This is a genomic window from Cohnella xylanilytica, from assembly GCF_014212175.1.
Taxonomy (GTDB): domain Bacteria; phylum Bacillota; class Bacilli; order Paenibacillales; family Paenibacillaceae; genus Cohnella; species Cohnella xylanilytica.
Map to the genome: position 1 here is coordinate 67,359 of NZ_JACJVR010000050.1, position 22,648 is coordinate 90,006.

Here is a 22,648-nt window from a genome sequence, read left to right on the forward strand (position 1 = left end):
AGGAGGACAACCGTGAGACGCAAGCTGCTCGCCGTCTTAGCCTTGCTGATCGCCGTCGCCGCGTTGGCAAGGCCCGTGGACAGCCATGCCGAGACCCAGTTGCAGAAGATCGAGAGAGAGATCCGAGAGATTCAGAAGCAGATGAACGAAGCCGCCGAGAGCAAGAAGCGGGCGGAGCAGGACAACAAGGTACTGACTGCGCAGAAGGAAGCGACTACGGAAGATATCAACAAGCTCATGGAGCAGATCTCCCAGGCTTCGGCGCAGCTCGACGCGACCCAGGCCAAGATCGACGCCGCGGAAGAGCGGCTGCTGAGAACGACCGAAGAGCTCGAGAAGGCGGAGAACCAACGCCAGAACCGGGACGAACAGCTGCAATCCCGCATTCGCCTCATCTATACGAACGGGGCCGTCTCTTATCTGGACGTGCTGCTCAGCTCTTCGAGCTTCAACGACTTCCTCACCCGGTTCGACGCGCTTCAGTCCATTATGAAGCAGGACAAGCAGGTACTCGTCCAGTCCGAGGAATATAAGGAGCTCGTCGCGGACAAGAAGGCCCAGGTCGAGAAGGAGCTTAAGGTCGTCAAGTCGCTGTACGCCGAGATGGCCGACCGCAAGGCGACGCTGGAGATCAAGGAGCGGTCGAAGGAACAGCTCGTCGCCAAGCTGAGCCAGCAGATCGAAGAGACGGAGGACATCAGCGAAGAAGCCGAGAAGGCTCTGATGGACTTCGGCAAGAAGTATTCGCAGCTGCTGGAGAAGAAGAACGCGATCAAGAACTATTACAAGGGCGGCAAGCTGGGCGTGCCTCTCAAGGCGAGCTACCGCATCTCGTCGGGATACGGCTACCGGACGCACCCGGTTACCGGCCAGAAGTCTTCGTTCCACCAGGGCATCGACATGGCGGCCCCGAAGGGGACTTCCGTCTACGCGGCCGAGTCCGGCGTCGTTATCGTCGCCCAATCGTGGGACAGCTACGGCAACTGCATCATCATCAACCACGGCAACGGCCTGTGGACGGTATACGGGCACCTGATGCCGGGCGGTATCCTCGTCAAGAAGGGCGAGACCGTCAAGCGCGGCGAGAAAATCGGGCTGGTCGGCATGACCGGCCGGGCGACCGGCTACCACCTGCACTTCGAAGTCCGGAAGGACGGCAACCCGGTCAACCCGAATTCGTACTTGAAATAAGCCTGCCAGTCGCCGCTTGACGGCCGCAGCCGCTGACCGCGGCCCGCCGGCTCCTCCTGTCCGTCCGGGAAGGGGAGCGGGGGCCGGGATGGCGGCTGTTTTTTTGGCGTTGCTGCCGATGATTCACATGTTGAAGACGGCCGGTTCATAACCTAATGAAGATGGTCGGGAGAAAAGAGGGTGAATCCCCTTGCTATTTCGCGGTCGAACGGTATTGGCGATCGTCGCGGCGACGGCGCTGCTCGCGTGCGTCGTCACGATCGGGGCTCTGGAGCTCGCCGGCAAGCCGAACGGGCTGTTCTCTTCGTCGAAGCCGTCCGGTGCGTCGGGGGAGAATCCCCCGGATGAAGGAACGGAGAACGGGTTGACGGCGGCCGAATTGAATAAACTGAACAAAGCGCTGGGGCTGATCCGCGACAAATTCCTGAACCCGGTCGATCGGGACAAGCTGGTCGACGGGGCGATCGAGGGGATGGTCGAGTCGCTTCAGGACCCGTACTCGTCCTACTTCTCGGAGAAGGAAGCGGAGAAGTTCTCGGAGTCGCTTCAGGGCGCGTTCACCGGAATCGGCGCGAAGCTGGATCTCGAGGACGGACGGGTCGTCGTGGAGCGGGTGATGAAGGGGACGCCGGCGGAGCGGGCGGGGCTTAAGGCCGGAGACGCGCTGCTGGCCGTCAACGGGCAGAGCTTGAGCGGGCTGTCGCTCGGCGATGCCATCGCCAAGATCCGCGGGCCGAAGGGAACGAAGGCGAAGCTGAAGGTCGAGCGCGAGGGGGCCGCGGGTCCGCTCGAGCTGGAGCTGGTGCGCGACCGGATCGCCGCGGAGACGGTCAGCGGAGATGTGGGATCGGACGGCGTCGGCCGGCTGCGGATCGCGCAGTTCACGTTCGACACGCCCCAGCTCGTCGCCCGGCAGCTGAGCGAGCTCGAGAAGGCCGGGATGAAGGCGCTCGTCATCGACGTGCGGGACAACCCGGGCGGCGTCGTCAGCTCGGTCGAAGCGGTCGCGGAGCTGTTCGTCCCGAGCGGCCGGACGATCGTGATCGAAGAGGATGCCAAGGGACGGCGGACCACGAAGAAGGCCGGCGGCGATCCGGGACGCGGCAAGGAGTACCCGATCGTCGTGCTCGTCAACGGAGGCAGCGCCAGCTCCTCGGAGATTCTCGCGGGGGCGCTGAAGCAGTCGGCCGGCGCGGTGCTGATCGGCTCCCGCACGTACGGCAAAGGCACGGTCCAGGTCAGCTACGAGGACGAACTCGGCGACGGGAGCCTCATGAAGCTGACCGTTATGAAGTGGATGCTGCCGGACGGCACGTGGATTCAAGGCGAAGGACTGAAGCCGGACGTCGTCGTCGACCCGCCCGCCTTCTACTCGGCGTCCCTGCTGTCGGGAGACCATGTGCTGATGCCGGACGAGACCGGCGAGGACGTGCGCAACCTGCAGCTGATGCTGGAGGGCGTCGGCCTTCCGGCGGACCGCCGCGACGGCTACTACAGCGCGGGAACCGAAGAGGCGGTGCGTAAATTCCAGCGGCGGGAGAAGCTAACGGAGACGGGAGCGGTGGACGCGGCGACGGCGAACCGGCTGGAGCAGGCGGTCTGGCAGGCGCTGGAGGATCCGGAGCTGGACACGCAGTGGCAAGCCGCCAGGGAAAAGGCGCGGAGCCTTGCGGCCGCATGGTAGGTCCGCGGCCTTGATTTCGCGGGCGGGTCGTCCCGAAGGGAAGGAATTCGCTTGTTCCCCGTCGAATAGGTATAAGGCTTACGAAGGGGGACCGGTTCATGAATCCTCTGCTTGACCTGTTGCGGGAAGCGGGGCAGGCCGTTCTCGGCATGCTGACGCTCCCTTATTTGTATATCGCGATCCTGTTCGCCTGGTGGCACGCGAAGCAGGCGAACACGCTTCAGAGGCAGCTGTTCCACGTCCGGCTGCACGGCTCCTTGCCGGTAACCGCGTACCGGACGCTCGCCGGCTTGGCGGCGGGTCTGGCCGTCTCGCTCATCGGCTTGGGCGCCGGGGCCCGGCTCGATTCCGCGACGCTGCTCTGCGTCTGGATCGCCATGCCGGTGCTGGCGCTGCTTAAGCTTCGCTACATCTGCTTGGCTTATGCCGCGGGGGCGCTGGGCGTCGTGCAGGCGATTCTGTCGTGGGCGGGCGCGGACGCTTCCGATGGCGAGATCGCCAAGGCGCTCCTCGGCATCGACGTGCCGGGGCTGCTGTTCCTCTCCGGGGTGCTGCACGTCGCGGAAGGGCTGCTCGTGCAGTGGCAGGGGGCCAAGTACGCGGTGCCGCTGTTCCTGGAAGGGAAGCGGGGCAAGCCGGTCGGCGCTTATTCGCTGTCCGGGCTGTGGCCCGTGCCGCTGCTCTGGCTCGTTCCGGCCGCCGGCTCGGACGGGATCTCGCTCCCGTGGACGCCGCTGGCGGGGCTGGACGGTTCGGTCGCGGGCTGGAGCCTGCTCGCCTTCCCGGTGCTGATCGGCTTCACCGACCGGACGGAGACGCGGTGGCCGGAGCGCAAGGCGAAGGAGACGGCCGGAGGGCTCGTCGTCTACGGCCTCGTCATTGCCGGTCTGGCGGCCGGCGCCTGGTTCTGGCCGCCGTTGACGGTCGTCGCCGCCTTGTGCGCGTTCGCGCTGCACGAAGGCTTGATTGTATGGGGCCGCCTCCGGGAATCCGGCCGGCCGCCGCTCTATGCGCAGGACGGCCGGGGAATCGTCGTGCTGGCCGTCCTGCCGCGCACGCCGGCCGCCGAGATGGGGCTGCAGGCGGGCGAGCGGATCACGAAGGTGAACGGGGCTCGCGTGAACACGAAGGAGCAGCTGCACGACGCGCTGCAGCTGCAGTCGGCGTTCTGCCGCCTCGAGATCGTCAACCGCGAAGGCCACGTCAGGTTCGCGCAGCGCGCGCGCTACGAAGGCGAGCACTACCAGCTCGGCCTCATCCTCGCTCCGGACGAGGAGGCGGATTGGGTGGCGACGCCGAAGGCGGGCTCGGTGTGGCAGGGCTTGCGGCGGGCCGGGGCGAGGAGGCGCAAGGGAGCCTCCTGGCGCATCGCGGCGTCGGAGGCGTCGGGAGCGGCCGGGGAGCTGGCCGCCGAGTCTGCTGCGGAGGCCGCGCCCGAGGGAGCGGCAGCCGGCGCGGCCGTGTCGGCGGCGAACGGAACGGCGGCGAGCGGGCCTGCTGCAAGCGGACCTGCGTCGAACGGACCCGCGTCGAACGGGCTCGCGGCGAGCGGCCCGACGACGGGCGCTGCCGGAAGTGGGACGCCGCCGTGGTCGCCGGCATCGTCGCCGTTACCGGCGCCGGCTGGAGCCAGCGGCGATCCCGATGCGCTGCCGCCTAGAAAATCGAGGAAATAAGTTGACGATTGGGATTCGTTTTGATAGGATGGAACGACAATAAGGCTTCCCTAGGGTTCCGCGCGAAGAAGTTCGCGGTCCGGTCCGAGAGGGAACGCGCCGTCCGATAGGAGCCGGCGTACACGGAGGGACAAAAGCCCGGGAGTATCGCGAATCGATCGTTCGCAACGAATGCGTTGCGGAACGGCCGTTCGGGGATGCTTCCGGGCTTTTTTTGCGATCGGCTTGGCGGTTCCGGCCGATCGGCGGGGCTTCTAAGGGGGCGCGATTACGTCGACGCTCTCCGCCAATCGCCTTCGTCTTGCCGCTGAACGCCAATGGCTTCGACGGGGCAACCTATTTTTTTGAAGGAGGTCGTTCTCATGAATCGGTATTGGACTCTGCTGGGAGTAGCGGGATTAGCCGAGATCGGCTGGGTGTCCGGCCTGAAGCACGCTCACGACGTCTGGACCTGGCTGCTCACGCTGCTCGCGATCGCCTTCAGCTTCTACGGGCTGATCGTCGCGACCAAGGCGCTTCCGGTCGGCACGGCTTACGCCGTCTTCACCGGGATCGGCGCGGCCGGGACGGTGATCGGAGAGTCGGTGTTTTTCGGAGTTCCGTTCGAAGCGCCCAAGGTGATTCTCGTCATCTTGATGATCATCGGAATCGCCGGCCTGAAAATGACGACGGGCCATGCGGAAGAGAAAGGAGCGGAGCGATAATGGAATGGATCATCCTCATTCTGGCAGGCCTCGGCGAGGTCGTAGGCGTCATGGGGCTGAATCTGTGGAACGCCCGGCGCAACGCCGCCTCCCTCGCGCTGCTCGCCGCCGGCTTCGCGGCCAGCTTCCTGCTGCTGTCGCTCGCGATGCGGGACATCTCGATGGGGACGGCGTACGCGATCTGGACCGGGATCGGCACCGTGGGCGCGACGCTCGTAGGCATGCTCGTCTACGGGGAATCGCGCCAGTGGCGCCGGATCTTCTTCCTCGCGCTCGTCGTCGGCTCCGCGGTCGGCCTCAAGTTCGTCGGCGAAGGCTGAGACGAAGGTTAAGGCGAAGGGGAATCGGGTCTTGCCGGGATTACGCGCTCGCTCCGCGCCGATAAAGCAGGTAGGAGTAGACGACCGGGGCGAACGCGCTTCCGAGGGTGCCGACGATGACGACGGGGGCGGTCCAGGAGACGGGCACGAACCAGGCGAGCAGGAACATGACGAGTCCCGCGACGAACCAGATCCGGGCCGCGAACCGGTGCGTGCGGTTCCAGTTCGCGTCGCTGCTGAGCGCCCACGGGGTGCGGATGCCGATGAAAAAGTTGCTTTTCACCTGGCCCATGCGGTTGCCGATGAGCATCCACAGCACGCCCAGCGCGCCTTGCAGGACGTGGATGAAGGAGAAGCTGCTGCCGGTCTCGTGCAGGATGATCGAGATGAACAGCACCTGCAGGAACAAGGCGAGAGTCCAGCGCATGAGGCTTATGAAGGGCAGGAACTTCTCGTAGTTGGCTCTGCGCGGATCGAACGAGCGCGTCACGGCGACGACGACGGGCAGAAGGATCGTCAGGCCCGCGTAGAAAAGCCAGAACGTCCCCTTGGCCATCGTGTTGTTCACCTTGCCGTTGATGTCGAAGTGCGAAGCCACCTGGTCCGGCAGCTTCGAGTCGAAGATGAGATAAGCCGCCGCCACGAGGATAGCGTTGACGACGGGCAGCCACCAGTCGCGCTTCGACCAGATGATTGCCTTCGACGGCTGCGGTTCCGACGGATTCGAATGTTGGCGTTGGTCGGTCATGGTTGTTCGTCTCCTTTCGTTCCCATCATGCCCAAGAACCAGCCGAGCGCTTCCTGAATGACGGTCGCGTTGAGGGAATAGATGATGCTCTGCCCCTGCCGCTCGTCCCGGACCAGCTTGGCGTTCTTCAGAATGGCCAGGTGGTGGGAGATGCTCGGCTTGGAGATGGTGAAGTGGTCGGCGATCTCTCCGGCGGACAGGTCCCGTTCCTTGAGCAGCTGGATGATCTGGCGGCGCGTCGGGTCGGACAGCGCCTTGAACGTGTCGTTCATCGGCTCGCGCCTCCTGGGCAATAATTTGATATTTAGATAAACATCTAAATACAGAGTACCCCATGGACCGGGAAAAAGCAACAGGTTAGACCCCGGTTGGGGGTCGCCGGGACTAGAGAGAGCACGAATAAGCGGAAAAAACCGTCTTGTTGGGACGGCTGACCGGCCCGGGAGCGAGAACAAACGGAAAAACCCGTCTTGTTAAGACGGGTAACCGGACTGCGAGAGCGAGCGAGTAAAGGTAGGGACCGAGAGGGGCGCCCGAAGCGGGTTACTCGCTGCCGTACTGGATGTACAAGTAGAAGGCCAGCGCCGCCAGAGCGAGGCAGAACAGCGTAAAGAACGTGATTTTCACCGCGCTGCGCGGCACATGGCCCGAGACGAGGCCCGTCTGGCCGTTGACCATGTAGCGGTAGGGGCGGTTCTTGTACGAATAGTTGGCGTTCCAGACCGGAAGCAGAATGTGTTTATAAGTGCGGTCGTAGTAGCTCGTTCGAATGCTCAGCCCGCGAATCTCGTCGCCCCCGATCTCGCTTCGGATCTCCGAGCGCAGCGTGTCTTCGATCCGCTCCTGGGCGCGCTCCCAGCCTTGGCTCCGGTCGATGGAGTAGCGCTCCGCGATAAAGCCGCTCAAGTACTCCGGCTTGTAGCCGGTCAGCTCCGACAGCTCGAAGTTGCCGAGCTTCTCCAGCAGCTCGCTATCGTACTGGCCGGACGCCGGGATCAGGATGTCGTCGAACGACCGGTCGTAATCGCCATGCACCCAATGCCAGACGGTGTATCGCTCCTGCTCCGTGTAAGTCTCCGTCTTCCCGTTGACCGTTCTCGTCTTCGTGACGGTCCGGTAATGATAGTCGCCGCGCTCGGCCGTGTAATCGGACGACGTCTCGGAATCGTACGTCCAATACGGGATGTAGATGCCGGTCAGCTTGGATCGCACGTTGCCCCGTTTGAATTCGTTCGGGACGAACCATCGCTTCTTTTTCCACTTCCGAAAAGATTCGACCGCCTCGTTCTCCGACACCCGGAACGGGATGACCGTCTCCGGGCGGATGCTCGCCCGGTCCCCTTGCGCCAGCACCTTCGGGGAGCCGCAGAATACGCACGCCGCCGCCGTCTGAAGAGCGGGAATGATCGTCTCCCCGCCGCAGCTCTCGCAATGGATCGTTTGCTGCTTCACGCCCCAGTCGGTCAACGACGAGTCTTCCTCGCCCTCGCCGAAATCCGTATCCAGATCGTGCTCGACGGGCTCGAAGTCCGAGGCCGCGATCGCTTCTTCCTTGCCGCAGTACGGGCATTTGAGCGCCTGGCTCTCCGAGTCGAAGGTCATCGCCCCGCCGCAGCCGGAGCAGGGGAACGTGGCGGGAGCGGCTTGCTTAAGCGCTTCTTCCATCGCGATCCCTCCCTATGCCTTGGCGCCGCATTCGGAGCAGAATTTGTCGTTCGCGGCGAGCGACTGGCCGCACTGCGTGCAGAACCGCTTCTGCGGGCGGGGGCTGCCGCATTCGGGGCAGAACTTCTGCTCCGGCCGGAGCGAGTGCCCGCACCCGGCGCAGGAGACTGCGCCGTCCGCCGCGCCGGACGCCGAGCCGCCGCCGGCTCCCGCGTACGCGCCGCCTTCGCCGCCGCCGCTGCCGGCTGCGCCACCCGTCCGGCTGACGGCGCCTTGCCCTCCCGTGGCGGGAGCGCCGCCGCCCGGAATGCCCGGCTCCTTTTCCCCCGACGGACGGTTCATCGCCTGACCCATCATCTGCGCCATCGCCATGCCGGCTCCGAAGCCCGCGCCCGCGCCGGCCGCTCCGGAATCCGGGTTGTTCGCCGCTTCCCGCATCGCCTCCGCCGCCTGGAACTTCATATACTGATCCAGATTGCCGACGATGCCCATCTGCGACCGGCGGTCGATCATCTTCTCCACCTCGTCGGGGAGGGAGATGTTCTCGATGAGCAGCAGCGTCAGCTCGAGCCCGATCGCGTCGAATCCCGGCTGAAGCCGATCCATCGCGGCCTCGCTAAGCTCCTCGTACGAAGCGGCGATGTCGGCGATCGGGATGCCGGACTCGCCCAGCAGGTCGCTTATGCCGGTGACGATCATCGATTTGAGGAAGCCCGTGATGTGGTCCGTCGTCAACTCGCCCTGCGACCCGTACATCGCCCCGAGAAAAACCGCCGGATCCTTCACCCGGACCGAATACGTGCCGAAGCCGCGCATCCGGACGAGTCCGAACTCGGCGTCGCGGCGGATGATCGGATTGGTCGTGCCCCACTTGAGCTCCGTGAAGTTGGCGGTGCTGACGAAGTAGACGTCGGCTTTGAAAGGAGAATTGAAGCCGTGCTTCCACGCCTTGAGCGCGGTCAGCACCGGCATGTTCTGCGTGCTCAGCGTATAGGTGCCCGGCCCGAACACGTCCGCGATCCGGCCTTCGTTCAGGAACACGGCGGCCTGCGACTCGCGAACGATCAGCTTGGCGCCCATCTTGATGGCGTTGTCGTAAGCGGGGAAGCTGTACGCCATCGCTCCGCTGTCGTCGATCCATTCGATGACTTCGATAAATTGCCCTTTTATAAAAGAGAACAGTCCCATCCTCCGACCTCCGCGGCGTTCATAATTAATTCTCTTTATTATACAGGACATTGAATATTCGGCCTATATTTGGTTGCGGAGGGAGCGGGAGTTCTTTTTGACGCGTGGGCGGGAAATCGCTATAATAGACGGGAACGTATATTCTGATTTTAACGACGTTTGGATATAGATGAAGATATCGCGGAAAACGGAGGTGCGAACGAATGGCGGAAAGGCCGAGCGAATACGTAACGAAGCCGTTCCAGGTCGTGTCGGAGTATCAGCCCCAAGGGGACCAGCCGGAAGCGATCCGGCAGCTGGTCGAGGGGTTGAACAAGGGCGTCCGGCATCAGACGCTTCTCGGAGCGACGGGCACGGGGAAGACGTTTACGATCGCGCACACGATCGCCCAGGCGAACCGGCCGACGCTGGTCATCGCGCACAACAAGACGCTGGCCGCCCAGCTTTGCAGCGAGTTCAAGGAGTTTTTCCCGAACCATGCGGTCGAATACTTCGTCAGCTACTACGATTACTACCAGCCGGAGGCGTACATTCCTTCGTCGGACACGTACATCGAGAAGGATTCGAGCATCAACGAAGAGATCGACAAGCTGCGCCACTCCGCCACGTCCGCGCTGTTCGAGCGCCGGGACGTCATTATCGTGGCGAGCGTCTCGTGCATCTACGGCTTGGGTTCGCCGGAGGAATACCGCGACCTGCGGCTCAGCCTGCGCGTCGGCATGGAGAAGTCGCGCAACGCGATTCTGCATAAGCTGGTCGACATCCAGTTCCAGCGCAACGACCTGAACTTCGTCCGCGGAACGTTCCGGGTTCGGGGCGACGTGATCGAGATTTTCCCGGCGTCGAACGGAGAGCGGGCGATCCGGGTCGAGATGTTCGGCGACGAGATCGAGCGGATTACCGAGATCGACACGCTGACCGGCGAGATCGTCGGCGAGCGCGAGCACGTCGCCATCTTCCCGGCGTCTCACTTCGTGACCGCCGAGGAGAAGATGAAGATCGCGCTCGTCAACATCGAGCGGGAGCTGGAGGAGCGGCTGGCCGAGCTGCGCGAAGCCGGCAAGCTGCTGGAAGCGCAACGGCTGGAGCAGCGGACGCGCTACGATCTGGAGATGATGGCGGAGATGGGCTTCTGCTCCGGCATCGAGAACTACTCGGGGCCGCTGACGTTCCGCGAGCGGGGGGCGACTCCTTATACGCTTTTGGACTTTTTCCCGGACGACTTCCTCGTCGTCATCGACGAGTCGCACGTGACGCTGCCGCAGATCCGGGCGATGTACAACGGGGACCAGGCGCGCAAGACGGTGCTCGTCGAGCACGGCTTCCGCCTGCCGTCGGCGAAGGATAACCGGCCGCTGAAGTTCGAGGAGTTCGAGCAGAAGGCGAAGCAGCTCATCTACGTCTCGGCGACGCCGGGGCCGTACGAGCTCGAGCATTGCCCGACGATGGTGCAACAGATCATCCGGCCGACGGGACTCGTCGATCCGATCATCGAGGTGCGCCCGACGAAGGGGCAGATCGACGATCTGCTCGGCGAGATCCGCGACCGGATCGCGAAGGACGAGCGCGTGCTCGTAACGACGCTGACCAAGAAAATGGCGGAGGACCTGACCGACTATCTGAAGGAAGTCGGCATCAAGGTCAACTACTTGCACTCCGACGTCAAGACGCTCGAGCGGATGGCGATTCTGCGCGACCTGCGGCTCGGCACGTTCGACGTGCTCGTCGGCATCAACCTGCTGCGGGAAGGGTTGGACTTGCCGGAAGTGTCGCTCGTCGCGATTCTCGACGCCGACAAGGAAGGCTTCCTGCGCGCGGAGCGCTCGCTGATCCAGACGATCGGCCGGGCGGCCCGGAACGCCGAAGGCCGGGTCATCATGTACGGCGACAAGATTACCGAGTCGATGGAGAAGGCGATCGGCGAGACGGAGCGCCGGCGCGCGATCCAGCTCGCGTACAACGAGAAGCACGGCATTACGCCGCAGACGATACGCAAGAAGGTGCGCGACGTCATCGAAGCGACGAAGGTGGCGGAGCAGAAGAGCTCGTACCTTACTGGCGCCGAGAGCGTCGACAAGATGTCGAAGAAGGAGCGCCAGTCGCTCATCCAGCGTCTCGAGGCCGAGATGAAGGAAGCGGCGAAGACGCTGCAGTTCGAACGCGCCGCCGAGCTTCGCGACGCGCTTCTCGAGCTGAGGGCGAGCATGGAATAGCGCGGGGGCGCCCCACGGCCTTCGCTCATGCCCCTGTAACCACTTAACCTCTAGGCCACCTCTACCTCATCTTCGATGGGAGTAGGGATGGCCTTTTCGCATTCTCGGAATACGCCCACGGTTGCTACCCGACCTCTCGTGTTTGCATATCAACACTACTATTGCTATCGACCTCTCGTATTTTCGGATCACGCCTACTGTTGCTATCGACCTCTCGCGTTCGCAGATTACGTCTGCCGTTGCTGTTCGCCTTTGTGTCCTTTTACGGGTGGGCCCTGCGGTTATGCGGCGTCTACATCTCTAACGGATCGTAAAAGCACTATTTGTTAAAAATAGGGGTGTTTTATTTTCTAACGGACTCCAGCGACGCTATTTGCCTAATTTGCGGTCAAACAGGGGGCGAAATACGCAAATAGCGTTTCCTGAGTCCGTAAGCTCCAAATTTGACGCGTATTTTGGAAAATAGCGACTCCTGAGTCCGTTAGCCCTGGAACCTGCTGCTGGCGTCGCCCATTATCTTCGAGTAGACAGCTTCTTCCCATTCACTCCGGAATCATCGGAAGGAAGAACGAATGTGCGATGCCGCTGGTTCCCGCTCGCGACGCTCAAGATTCCCATCTCGACCAAGCGGTTCAAGAGCCGCCTGGCATGGTTAGCCGTTATTCGCAGATGGCCGGCCAACTCCGACGGGGAGAACGGGCGAAGGAGCCTCCGCGCATAATGGACGGTCTCCGCTTCGAGCCAATCCAACGCAACAGGTACGTCCGTCGCGACGAACTTCCCGATAAATGCCAGAACGAGCTGCTTGCATCGCTGGGGCTCCTCCTTGATGGAAGGATAGGCAATGGGCAGCAACGTCCATCCGTCCAGCGCCAGCAGCCCGTGTCTCCAGCACAAGTCCTTGAACCGCCTCGTGTCTAGATCGCGCGCGTGGGACCCGTAGTCTTGAATCTCGATGCCGCCCATCGCCCCTCCGGGTCTATAAGCCAGGTCAATATAGCGGTAACCTCCGTTCAAATCGCGAACCTCCCATTCGGGGTGCAAATGGTCGAAACTGCCGGCAGCCGGGAACCAGATGGACCGCAAGAACTCCACGGAACCGTGGCTTAACCCTTTCTCCAGCCGTTCGCGCCTTCTGGGATTCGTCTCGCTCGACACGTTGGCCCGCATCCACTCCTCGTACTTCTCCTCGAATCCAGGCATTCAAAGGCCTTCTAACCCATAGTAGAAAATAAAAAAAGCCGCCCGATACAAGGTATCAAGGCGGCGTGTGCTTCACGTCCGATGGCTATAGTGTATATCGGATAAAAGAACTTGGCAATGGGGCAGCAAACGCCCTACAGCCGTTCGACGAGACGCGCGGCTCGAGCCGACGCTTGCCGCAGCACCTCGTCCTCGTCGATCGCGAGCAGCTTGCGGCCGCGCATGAGCACTTGGCCGGCGACGATCGTCGTGTCGACATCGGCCCCGGATGCCGCATAGGCGAGCAGCGATTCGAGCCGATGAACGGGCTGCAGGTGCGGCTTCTTCAGATCGACGAGGATGAGATCGGCTTGCTTGCCTGGCTCCAGCGTGCCGACTTCCCCGTCGATCCGCAGCAGCTTCGCGCCGCCGACGGTCGCCATCCGCAACGACTCCAGAGCGGGCAGGCGGGTCGGATCGCCGTAATCGAGCTTTTGCAGCCAGGTGGCGGTTCGGATCTCCTCGAACAGGTCGAGGGTCGTCGCGCTGCCGGCTCCGTCCGTGCCGAGGCCGACGGTCACTCCCAGGCTCGCCATCTCGGAGACCGGCGCGATGCCGCAGCCAAGCTTCAGGTTGCTGACGGGGTTATGGGCGACGCCGCCTCGCATTCCCGCGAGCCGGCGCACGTCTCGCCGGTTCAGGTGAACGGCGTGAGCGAGCAGCGCGTGAACTCGCTCGAACAGCCCGACTTCCTCCAAATATTCGGTCGGGGTTTGCCCGTACTTTTCGCGAATGCGCACGACTTCCTCCACGGTCTCGGCCAGATGGATGTGGATCGGCAGGTTCATCGATTCCGCGAGCCGGATCACTTCCCGCAGGGGATCGGGGGGACAGGTGTACGGAGCGTGCGGCCCCAGCATGACGGTAATCCGACCGTCGGCGCCGCCGTGCCAGCGTTCGGCCAGATCGAGAGCCTCCGTCATTCGCCGGCCGCCGTCGTCCTCGAGGAAGATGAGCCCCCGCGTCAGCGAAGCCCGCATTCCGACTTCGCGCACCGCTTCGGCGATCGTGTTCATGTGAATGTACATGTCGGCGAAAGCGGTCGTGCCCGACTTGATCATCTCGGCCATCGCCAGCTTCGAGCCCCAGTAGATATCCTCGGGGGTCATTCGCGCTTCCGCGGGCAGCATCTTCCGATTCAGCCAGTCCATCAGCTTCAGATCGTCCGAGAACGCTCGGAGCAGACTCATAGGGGAGTGCTGATGCGCGTTGACGAGACCGGGCAGCGCCGCCATTCCCCGCGCGTCGATCACCTCGTCCGCATCGAACTCGGCCGCGCCGGCGGACTCGGCAATAGCCCCGTTCCCGGTATCGATCCCGGCTCCAGCTCCTCCTCCGACAACAGTCCAAGCTCCGTTCGGGGCGCCGTCTCCCGTCTCGTCCGCAGCCCGGATCCAGGCGATGCGCTCGCCCTCGATCCCGATATCGCCGACGAACGGCTTGTCGCCTTCCTTCATGGTTAGAATTTGCGCCCCGCAAATTTTCATTCTTTTCACCCTAAATTCCTCCTCCGCGTCATCTCATAAACAACGGAATCAGAATAAGGGTTTCCGTTACGGAAAGGTCAAGGCAACGATCGAGCTTGCAGAGTGGAGCGGGGGCTAGGGGACGGCGGCAACCTGAAACGCTAGCTCATTCGTCTTCCATCTCCTAATACCCCCGCCGAACAGGCACGGCCCGAATCACGTGAAGAAGCTCCGACACCTGCTTCGCCTGCGTCAGATAGCCCTCGCGGTTCAGCCAGTCGAGCAGCCGCGAGCGGTCCGCGAAGCTCTCGCTCTCGATCCAGCCGACGAACGCGGTGTCGCCTTCCCGTCTCAACCGCTCGAGGTACCGGCCGCGCGCCTCCTCGTTCTCGAACATGAGATCCGCGATGCAGATCGTCCCGTGTGGCTTCAGCACGCGCCGGATCTCGGCGAGGGCCAGCAGCTTCTGCTCCTCGTCCAGATGGTGCAGGGCGTAGCTGCTCGCCGCGAAGTCGAAGCTGTGGTCGAGATACGGGATCGCGAGGAAGTTACCGAGCTTCGTCTCCATCGACGGGAACTTGCTCCGGCACCGGCGCAGCATCTCCTTCGACTGGTCGATGCCGGCCATCTGCACGCCTCTCTCGAGGAACAGCCCGGCCAGATTGCCCGTCCCGGTGCCGATGTCCAAGCCCCTCTCGCCGGGGCGCGGATCGATCCAGTCCACGACGAGCTGAAGCGCCGTCGAATAATCCGCGAACCGCCGTCCCTCGTCGCCCGGACCCTGCCCGCGAACTCGCTCGTCGTGCGAGTCGGCCTGCCGGTCGAAATCCCAGTGGTCCCGCCAGTTGGAGCGCAGCTCTCGAAGCCGCTTCGCCCCCTCGGTCCACTCGAAAATATCCCCCCAAGCCAAAGACCCGTTCGTCTTCAGCCGCTGAATCATCCGGTCCGCCGTCTCGATGTTGTTCTTGAGCTCGACCAGCTGCGAGAACATCATGGACCGCTGCAGCTCGAGCGCGTGAAGCACCCCGTCCTCGTTGCCGCGATCGAGCTCGGCGAGCAAGCTTCTCGTGTCTTCGACCGAGATGCCGACCGCCCGGAGGGAGAGAATCGTCTGCAGCCGGCGGACGTCCCGCTCGTCGAACAGCCGGTATTGGTTGTCGCTATGCTTGCGCGGGGAGATGAGTCCGGCTTCCTCGTAATAGCGGATCGTCCGGGCCGAGACGTTCAATCTCCGCGCCAATTGCTTGATATGCAAGAGCTCCAAGGAAGGCACCTCCTGACCGATGACCGATGACCGATGAACGATGACGATGACGATGACTGAGTACCGAGTATGCAGCGGCGACCCCGTAAGCGAAGCCGGATCCGTCCATCTCTTTACCCTAAACGTTCACGTAACGGCAAGGTAAAGCTATTTTCGCCAAACCCCGCCTTAACGCACCAACCGAATAAACGCGCTCGCCGCGCTGGACACCGGCATGTTCCGCATCGTCAGAATTCCGACGTGGGACGGAGGGAGCGGAACGTCGAGCCGAACCTCGAACAGGGAGCCGTCCTCCAGCTCCTTCGAGACGAACTCGCGCGTCACGTACGAGATGCCGAGCCCCCGCCGCGCGAACTCGATGAGCAGGTCGACGCTGCCGACTTCGATCTCCGGCTTGATCGAGTAGCCGTAGCTCTGGAACAGCTCCGTAATCGTCATCCGCGCCCGGCTGTTCCGGGAGAAGAGAATGATCGGATGCTGAAGCAGCCGCTCGAGAGACAGCATCTCGTCCTTCAGGTCGGCATAACGCGCCCCGGCCACGAAGCAATCCTGCAGCTGGAAGCTCTCCTTCACCTCGAGCTGGGAGTCGACGATCGGCATGCGCACGACGCCGAGATCGATCCGCCCTTCCTTCAGAAAAGCCATAATCTCCGGAGTCGTCCCGTGATTGAGGTGGAGCTTGACGCCGGGGTGCGCTTCATGGAACTGTTCGAGGTACGGCAGCAGATAGTGCTTGAACAGAGAATCGCTCCCGCCGATCCGCAGCTCTCCGCTGTCGAGGTTCTTCAGCGCGGCCATCTTCTCCTCGGCGAGAGTGATGAGGATCTGCGACTGCTCGATATACGAATAGAGAACGGCGCCCTCCTGCGTGAGCTCCACGCCCTTCGCGTTGCGGTAGAACAACGACAGGCCGAAGCTCTCCTCCAGCTGCTTGATGGCATGGCTGACGCTGGGTTGGGTCAGGTACAGCACCTTGGCCGCCTGGGACAAACTGCCTGTTTTCGCCGCCCAATAGAACACCTTGTACAGCTCGTAATTGTTACCCATAGACACGGTCTATATCTCCTGTGAAATATATTAATTACTTGTATGGCTTCAAAACGTATTATAGTGAAACTAAGCAGAATACACCAGAGCCGACATCAAGTTCATCGGAAGGGAGCAAGAAGATGGATCCGACGACTTTTGTCTTATTCGGGGCGACCGGGGATTTGGCCAAGCGCAAAATCTACCCGGCCCTCTATAATTTGTTCGTCCGCGGCAAGCTGCCGCAGCCGTTCTCCGTGATCGGTCTCGGCCGACGGGAGTGGAGCGACGAGTTTTTCCGGGCTAGCGTGGAGCAGTCCCTTCGCAAGTTCTCGAGGAGCGAAGCGAACGACGCGGGCTTGCTGCATCGGTTCCTGCAAGCGTTCCGGTACAGCGTGCTGGACATCGGGCGCGAAGAGGATTACCGGAAGCTGCTCGAGCTGGTCGAGCGGAGGGAAGCCGAGCTACGGATGCCTCCGAACCGGCTTTTCTATCTGTCGGTAGGACCGGAATACTTCGAGACGATCGCCGCGAACATCCAGAGCAGCGGCCTCGGCTCGGCGAACGGCTGGAAGCGTCTCGTCATCGAGAAGCCGTTCGGCCACGATCTCGCCTCGGCTCGCGAGCTGAACCGCAAGCTGAGCGAATCGTTCGCGGAAGAGGAGATCTATCGGATCGACCACTACCTCGGCAAGCCGGTCGTTCAGCGGTTGGAGTCCCTGCAGCAGGCGAATCCGGTTATCCAGGCGATGTGGACGAACCGCTATATTTCGAATGTGCAGATTACGGCGGCCGAATCGGTCGGCGTCGAGGAGCGGGCGGGCTATTACGATCACGTGGGCGCGCTGCGCGACATGTTCCAGAACCACATGCTGCAGCTGCTCATGATGACCGCCATCCACCTGCCTCACGAGAGCAGCCCGGAGAAGGTCCGTTTTAAGAAAAAGAGAGTCATGGAAGCCCTCCTGCCGGTGCTGAAGGAGGACGTTCGCCTGAGCGTCGTCCGGGGGCAATACGCGGCGGGCAGCATCGGCGGCAAGCCGGTCGTCGGCTACACGTCGGAGCCCGGCATCGCGCCGGATTCGGCGAACGACACGTTCATCGCCGCTCGGCTGCTCATCGAGAACAACGACTGGCGGGGCGTTCCTTTCTATATTCGTACCGGGAAGCGCATGAAGGAGAAGTCGACGCGAATCGTCGTCGAGTTCAAGGAGCCCGTGAAGCAGGCCGCGACGGGCAAGGAGAACGGCATCGCGCCGAATCTGCTCGTCATCGAGATCGGGCCGGACGAGAGCATCAAGCTGCGGCTCAACACGAAGGATGCCGGTCCGGACGGCGGCTTCAAGCCCGTCCAGGTCGAGCTGTTCGAGAGCCCGAAGGATTCTCCGGAAGCCTACGAGAACCTGATCGGCGACGCCCTGAACGGCAACGCCACCTTCTTCGCGCATTGGGACGAAGTCGAGCTGTCCTGGCAATGGGTCCAGCCGGTGCTGGACGCGTTCGCCGAGAACCTGGTTCCTTTGCACAAGTATGAAGCCGGCTCTTACGGCCCCGCCGAGTCCGCCGCGCTGCTCGCGCAGGACGGTAACTGCTGGTGGTTCGACCAAGAGGAGCCGCAATCCAAATCCGAGAGTGAAAAAGGAGAACGCTATGCCTATCACGCAAACTATTGATCAACTCGCGATCGATACGATCCGCACGCTGTCGATCGACGCCATCAACGCCGCCAATTCCGGCCATCCGGGATTGCCGATGGGAGCCGCTCCGATGGCCTACTCCCTCTGGTCGGAGCATCTGAAGCACAACCCGGGCAACAGCAAGTGGTTCAACCGCGACCGGTTCGTTCTGTCGGCCGGCCACGGCTCCGCACTGCTGTACAGCCTGCTGCACCTGTTCGGCTACCAGGTGTCCATCGAAGACCTGAAGCAGTTCCGCAAGCTGAACAGCCGCACGCCGGGCCACCCCGAGTTCGGCCACACGGACGGCGTCGACGCGACGACCGGCCCGCTCGGCCAAGGGGTTGCGATGGCGGTCGGGATGGCGATGGCCGAAGCGCATCTGGCTTCGAAGTTCAACCAGGAAGGCTTCCCGGTCGTCGACCACTACACGTACGCGCTCGTCGGCGACGGCTGCCTCATGGAAGGCATCTCGTACGAAGCGATGTCCATGGCCGGCCACATGAAGCTCGGCAAGCTGATCGTCCTGTACGATTCGAACGACATCTCGCTGGACGGGGATCTGAACCTGAGCTTCGGCGAGAACGTCCAGAAGAGAGCGGAGTCCGCGAACTGGCACTACCTGCGCGTCGAAGACGGCAACGACATCGCCGCGATCTCGGAAGCGATCGCCGCCGCGAAGCGGCATGCCGACCAGCCGACGCTGATCGAGATTCGCACGATCATCGGCTACGGCAGCAAGGCGGCCGGCACGAACAAGGTGCACGGCAACCCGCTCGGCAAGGAAGAAGCGAAGGCGACGAAGGAAGTGTACGGCTGGCACTACGAAGAAGAATTCACTGTTCCGGATGAAGTGCGCGCGCATTTCGAAGGGCTGAAGAAGCAAGGGGCGGCGAAGGAAGAAGAGTGGAAGAAGCTGTTCGCCGACTATCAAGCGAAGCACCCGGCTCTGGGCGCCGAGCTCGCCGACGCGATCGCGGGCAACGTGAAGCTCGAGAACGCCGACATCCTGACGTTCGATTCCTCGAAGACGGTGTCGACCCGCGTCGCCAGCGGCGAAGCGATCAACCATTTCGTGAAAATCGTTCCGTCCATCTTCGGCGGCAGCGCGGACCTCTCGCACTCGACGATGACCGACATCAAGGGCGAAGGCAAGTTCGCCATCGATTCCTACTCCGGCCGCAACGTCTACTTCGGCGTCCGCGAGCATGCGATGGGCGCGGCCGGCAACGGCATGGCGCTGCACGGCGGCGTGAACGCGTTCGTCAGCACGTTCTTCGTATTCAGCGACTACCTGCGTCCGTCTATCCGGTTGGCCGCTCTGCAGAAGCTGCCGGTCGTCTACGTGTTCACCCACGACTCCATCGCGGTCGGGGAAGACGGTCCGACGCACGAGCCGGTCGAGCATCTGGCCGCTCTGCGCACGATTCCGGGGCTGACGGTTATCCGTCCGTCCGACGCCAACGAGACGGCTAGCGCCTGGGCTTACGCGCTGACGCAGAAGGAAGGCCCGGTCGCTCTGGTGCTCAGCCGCCAGAACCTGCCGATCTACGAAGAGACGAAGGCCAACAAGGATGCCGTCGCCAAGGGCGGCTACGTTCTGACCGAGACGAACGCATCGCCGGAGCTGATTCTGATCGCGACCGGCTCGGAAGTATCTCTGGCCGTAGGCGCCAAGGCGGAACTGGAGAAGGAAGGTCGTTCCGTTCGCGTCGTCGCCATGCCGAGCCGCGAGCTGTTCGAGAAGCAGTCCGACGCTTACAAGCAAAGCGTTCTGCCGGCTGCTGTCGCGAAGCGGATCACCATCGAAGCGGGCATCTCGCTCGGCTGGGATCGCTATGCTGGCGTCGGCGGCAAGGTCCTCTCGATCGACACGTTCGGCGCTTCGGGCGCGGGCGGCGCGGTAATGGAATACTTCGGCTTCTCCGTCGGCAACGTCGTTCGCTTGGCCCAAGATCTGTTAAACTAATTTTGAGCCCCATCTTATAAATATATTCTTGGAGGTAGAGAACCATGAAATTTTTCATCGACACCGCTAACCTGGCAGACATTCAAAAAGCGTACAAAGTAGGCGTCCTGTCCGGCGTCACGACGAACCCTTCGCTGGTCGCGAAGGAAGGCGTCAAGTTCGAAGACCGCATCGAAGAGATTCTGAAGGCCGTTCCGGAAGTCGAATCCGTCTCCGCCGAAGTTACTCCTGACGCGGTTACGGCAGAAGAGATGATCGCGCAAGCGAACGAGCTGATCAAGATCAACAACAACGACAAGAACATCACGATCAAGCTGCCGATGACGCTGGCCGGTCTCGAAGCTTGCCGCTATCTGGCTAAGAAGGGCGTCAAGACGAACGTCACCCTGATCTTCACGGTCAACCAGGCTCTGCTGGCCGCTCGCGCGGGCGCTACCTACGTATCGCCGTTCCTCGGCCGCCTGGACGACATCTCCGAAGACGGAGTGCTGCTGGTCTCGAAAATCGCCGAGCTGTTCCGCGTCCACAACCTGGACACGCAAATCATCGCGGCTTCCGTTCGCCATCCGGACCACGTCACCCGCGTAGCCATGGCCGGCGCTCACATCGCGACCATTCCGTTCTCGGTCATCGAGCAGCTCGCCAAGCACCCGCTCACCGAGCAAGGCCTCGAGAAGTTCGCCGCCGACTGGAAGAAGGCTGTTCAGTAAGAAGCATAGCGTAAAGTTGCAAGAGCTTGCCCGATCGCACGTTTCTATGCCGGGCAGGCTCTTTTTTTCGTTCCTGCATATGGAATTGTTTGGTATGATGGAACTAGTCTTCATTGTAAATCGCTGTCGATTATTAATTCTAATGAATTAGTCAATGTCTTTAGATATGCAATAAAAATGTTGTGAAGTAAAGGAAGCTACATCACGCTATCTGTTTGGAGGTGGAAACCCATCGAGAAAATTAGTTTCCGTGTAGACCCTGCTGGTACATAGAATCGGTAACTGAGGATATGAATTGTCGCGTGTTAAGCTGCTTTACACATCCACAACGAGCATCTGCATCTCATCCGACTGCTGGCCCAGACTTTATGTTCAGCTCGGGGAAAAGAAAAAATGAAGAACTTTGATCGAGGTGAACATATGTCAGAGGATAATCAGTTGATGTACGAAATTTTCTCTGATTTCATAGTTCAATTTAAAAAGACTAGAGGTCATGTTTCTACTCAAGAATTATTGGAAAGATGTTCACAATCAAATGTCCAATTTGAAGACCTGATATTTGCATTTTCAAAGCTTATCGCACTTAGGTATAACTGGTATTCACGAAATAAATCGGATGGTAGTGGCAAAGTAAAAGATATATCATTTGAAAATGACTCAGTGACTATTACATCTTGGGACAATGTAAGGTTTGAATATTCATATCAAAATGGTTATCGTTGGCGTACTCAAGAAGGATGGATATCGAGAAACAGAATTGAGGATTATCTTCGTGTTTGGCCTGGCTACATTGATGCAATAGAAGATTTATTTATGCCAGTTAGAGAAAAACTAGATGAGTTGGAGATGCAGAGAAAAATTAATGAGGAAAGATACCATGAGGATATTAAAAAGACATATGATTTTCTGGTAGAAAAATTTACTCTCGATAGACATCCGGCACTTCGAATATGGAGAAATAGAAATCCTATTAATACAGAAGAAGTACCAGAAAATCTAAAGAGCATAAGGCATGTAAAACGGTTAGAGATTACGGAACCATCGTTTGTTTATGTTTGGTATCTTGAAGTAGATAGACCATCTGTTTCTCAGGTTGAAGCAGAATTCATTAGCAGGTTTCAACCTAAATACAATCGTACCCATATACGAAAGAAGTAACTTTCATGAGATCAGTGATTCAATTGTGAAGTAAGACAATAGGAGGAGGTTCTTAATTGTGAAGGATGTAGAATATAAAGAATTACTGGAGAAAAAGTATGGTAAACCGTTAAAGGAAATTATGCATGAATTAATTGTTGATCGATTTATGGACCAATGGACAGGAGCAAAAGAATTAGGTATCCCGACCGAGTTATTTGTAAAATGGAGAACCCGATTCCGACTCGGCCCTATGCAGAGAAGTGCAGATCTTGCTGAAAAGAGACGGCTCGAAATGATTGGGAAGTATAAAAAGGAGTTTCAAAATATTGATCTAAGAAGAGACTTTCTGTTCAAGGAGGAAATTTCATTAAGAGGATTTAAAGAAGTAATAGAACGAATGCTTGAATTATCAAAACAAAAAAGGGTCCGGCTACATGTTGATTCTATTTCTGATATGTCAGTGATGTTTCAAATAAATATATTTGAAAGTATTATCAGCTATCTTGAACAATATGAGAAGAACGAGCTGCATAAGAAATTCGATTTGGACTTGCAGTTTTTAAATCTAGACCAGAATTTTGAGTGATTACTAAGAAGCCCAATCTTTAAACAACAAAGTATTCACGCTGCGGGGCCTTTTGGTTATCATATGGATATCCATAGAAGTTATTCAAACAACACACGACCTGGCCTAAGGCAAACATCTAAGTTCTACCTAAGGCAACTAATTTGAAATGATGATAAGCCTGAATTTCGAAAGCGCATA

Annotated in this window: 19 protein-coding genes and 1 riboswitch; of the genes, 11 read left to right on the plus strand and 8 right to left on the minus strand. The window is 60.4% G+C overall.

The window, feature by feature from the left end; all coding sequences use genetic code 11:
- Positions 1–12 precede the first annotated feature (12 nt).
- From H7B90_RS12575 to H7B90_RS12595, 5 genes are all read left to right on the plus strand, one after another.
- A complete protein-coding gene (locus H7B90_RS12575) occupies positions 13–1,191 on the plus strand; it encodes a murein hydrolase activator EnvC family protein (protein WP_185136226.1) in 1,179 nt (392 codons plus the stop codon).
- A gap of 190 nt (positions 1,192–1,381) precedes the next feature.
- On the plus strand, positions 1,382–2,875 hold the full coding sequence (locus H7B90_RS12580) for a S41 family peptidase (protein WP_185136227.1): 1,494 nt from the start codon (positions 1,382–1,384) through the stop codon (positions 2,873–2,875).
- 98 nt (positions 2,876–2,973) lie between these two features.
- Positions 2,974–4,551, plus strand: coding sequence for a PDZ domain-containing protein (locus H7B90_RS12585; protein ID WP_185136228.1), 1,578 nt, complete (start codon positions 2,974–2,976; stop codon positions 4,549–4,551).
- A 39-nt stretch (positions 4,552–4,590) separates the two neighbouring features.
- Positions 4,591–4,698, plus strand: a riboswitch (guanidine-I (ykkC/yxkD leader).
- A 215-nt stretch (positions 4,699–4,913) separates the two neighbouring features.
- Positions 4,914–5,255, plus strand: coding sequence for a DMT family transporter (locus H7B90_RS12590; protein WP_185136229.1), 342 nt, complete (start codon positions 4,914–4,916; stop codon positions 5,253–5,255).
- On the plus strand, positions 5,255–5,575 hold the full coding sequence (locus tag H7B90_RS12595; protein ID WP_221482023.1) for a DMT family transporter: 321 nt from the start codon (positions 5,255–5,257) through the stop codon (positions 5,573–5,575). The genes H7B90_RS12590 and H7B90_RS12595 overlap by 1 nt, the downstream gene beginning before the upstream one ends.
- 40 nt (positions 5,576–5,615) lie before the next feature.
- On the opposite strand, the gene H7B90_RS12600 is transcribed toward H7B90_RS12595, so the two are convergent.
- The 4 genes from H7B90_RS12600 to H7B90_RS12615 all read right to left on the minus strand — a co-directional run bounded on the left by H7B90_RS12600 (position 5,616) and on the right by H7B90_RS12615 (position 9,176).
- A complete protein-coding gene (locus H7B90_RS12600; protein ID WP_185136230.1) occupies positions 5,616–6,323 on the minus strand; it encodes an SdpI family protein in 708 nt (235 codons plus the stop codon).
- Positions 6,320–6,595: an autorepressor SdpR family transcription factor gene (locus H7B90_RS12605; RefSeq protein ID WP_185136231.1), complete on the minus strand. Its 276-nt coding sequence runs from the start codon at positions 6,593–6,595 to the stop codon at positions 6,320–6,322. Before H7B90_RS12605 ends, H7B90_RS12600 begins: the two co-directional genes overlap by 4 nt.
- 271 nt (positions 6,596–6,866) lie before the next feature.
- A complete protein-coding gene (locus H7B90_RS12610; protein ID WP_185136232.1) occupies positions 6,867–7,988 on the minus strand; it encodes a TFIIB-type zinc ribbon-containing protein in 1,122 nt (373 codons plus the stop codon).
- 12 nt (positions 7,989–8,000) lie between these two features.
- Entirely contained in the window at positions 8,001–9,176 is a 1,176-nt protein-coding gene (locus tag H7B90_RS12615) for an SPFH domain-containing protein (RefSeq protein ID WP_185136233.1), read from the minus strand.
- 203 nt (positions 9,177–9,379) lie between these two features.
- Between H7B90_RS12615 and uvrB the strand changes: the two genes are divergently transcribed.
- A complete protein-coding gene (uvrB, locus tag H7B90_RS12620; protein ID WP_185136234.1) occupies positions 9,380–11,389 on the plus strand; it encodes an excinuclease ABC subunit UvrB in 2,010 nt (669 codons plus the stop codon).
- A gap of 513 nt (positions 11,390–11,902) precedes the next feature.
- On the opposite strand, the gene H7B90_RS12625 is transcribed toward uvrB, so the two are convergent.
- From H7B90_RS12625 to H7B90_RS12640, 4 genes are all read right to left on the minus strand, one after another.
- Complete coding sequence (locus tag H7B90_RS12625; RefSeq protein ID WP_185136235.1) at positions 11,903–12,592, minus strand: transcriptional regulator; 690 nt, start codon at positions 12,590–12,592, stop codon at positions 11,903–11,905.
- A 134-nt stretch (positions 12,593–12,726) separates the two neighbouring features.
- Positions 12,727–14,127 carry an amidohydrolase gene (locus H7B90_RS12630; protein WP_311772721.1) on the minus strand — a complete coding sequence of 467 codons (1,401 nt, stop codon included), beginning with the start codon at positions 14,125–14,127 and terminating at the stop codon, positions 12,727–12,729.
- A 154-nt stretch (positions 14,128–14,281) separates the two neighbouring features.
- The gene (locus H7B90_RS12635; protein ID WP_311772722.1) at positions 14,282–15,361 is read right to left on the minus strand and encodes a MerR family transcriptional regulator; all 1,080 of its coding nucleotides are present in this window, start codon (positions 15,359–15,361) and stop codon (positions 14,282–14,284) included.
- A gap of 168 nt (positions 15,362–15,529) precedes the next feature.
- Entirely contained in the window at positions 15,530–16,408 is an 879-nt protein-coding gene (locus tag H7B90_RS12640) for a LysR family transcriptional regulator (protein ID WP_185136248.1), read from the minus strand.
- Positions 16,409–16,530: 122 nt separating this feature from the next.
- Between H7B90_RS12640 and zwf the strand changes: the two genes are divergently transcribed.
- The 5 genes from zwf (at position 16,531) to H7B90_RS12665 (ending at position 22,468) form a co-directional block, all read left to right on the plus strand.
- Positions 16,531–18,060, plus strand: coding sequence for a glucose-6-phosphate dehydrogenase (gene zwf / locus H7B90_RS12645; RefSeq protein WP_185136236.1), 1,530 nt, complete (start codon positions 16,531–16,533; stop codon positions 18,058–18,060).
- Positions 18,044–20,032: a transketolase gene (tkt, locus tag H7B90_RS12650; RefSeq protein ID WP_185136249.1), complete on the plus strand. Its 1,989-nt coding sequence runs from the start codon at positions 18,044–18,046 to the stop codon at positions 20,030–20,032. Before zwf ends, tkt begins: the two co-directional genes overlap by 17 nt.
- A gap of 44 nt (positions 20,033–20,076) precedes the next feature.
- Complete coding sequence (fsa, locus tag H7B90_RS12655; protein ID WP_185136237.1) at positions 20,077–20,742, plus strand: fructose-6-phosphate aldolase; 666 nt, start codon at positions 20,077–20,079, stop codon at positions 20,740–20,742.
- 393 nt (positions 20,743–21,135) lie between these two features.
- Entirely contained in the window at positions 21,136–21,900 is a 765-nt protein-coding gene (locus tag H7B90_RS12660) for a hypothetical protein (protein WP_185136238.1), read from the plus strand.
- A 58-nt stretch (positions 21,901–21,958) separates the two neighbouring features.
- Positions 21,959–22,468, plus strand: coding sequence for a hypothetical protein (locus H7B90_RS12665; protein WP_311772723.1), 510 nt, complete (start codon positions 21,959–21,961; stop codon positions 22,466–22,468).
- The last annotated feature ends 180 nt before the right edge of the window (positions 22,469–22,648 follow it).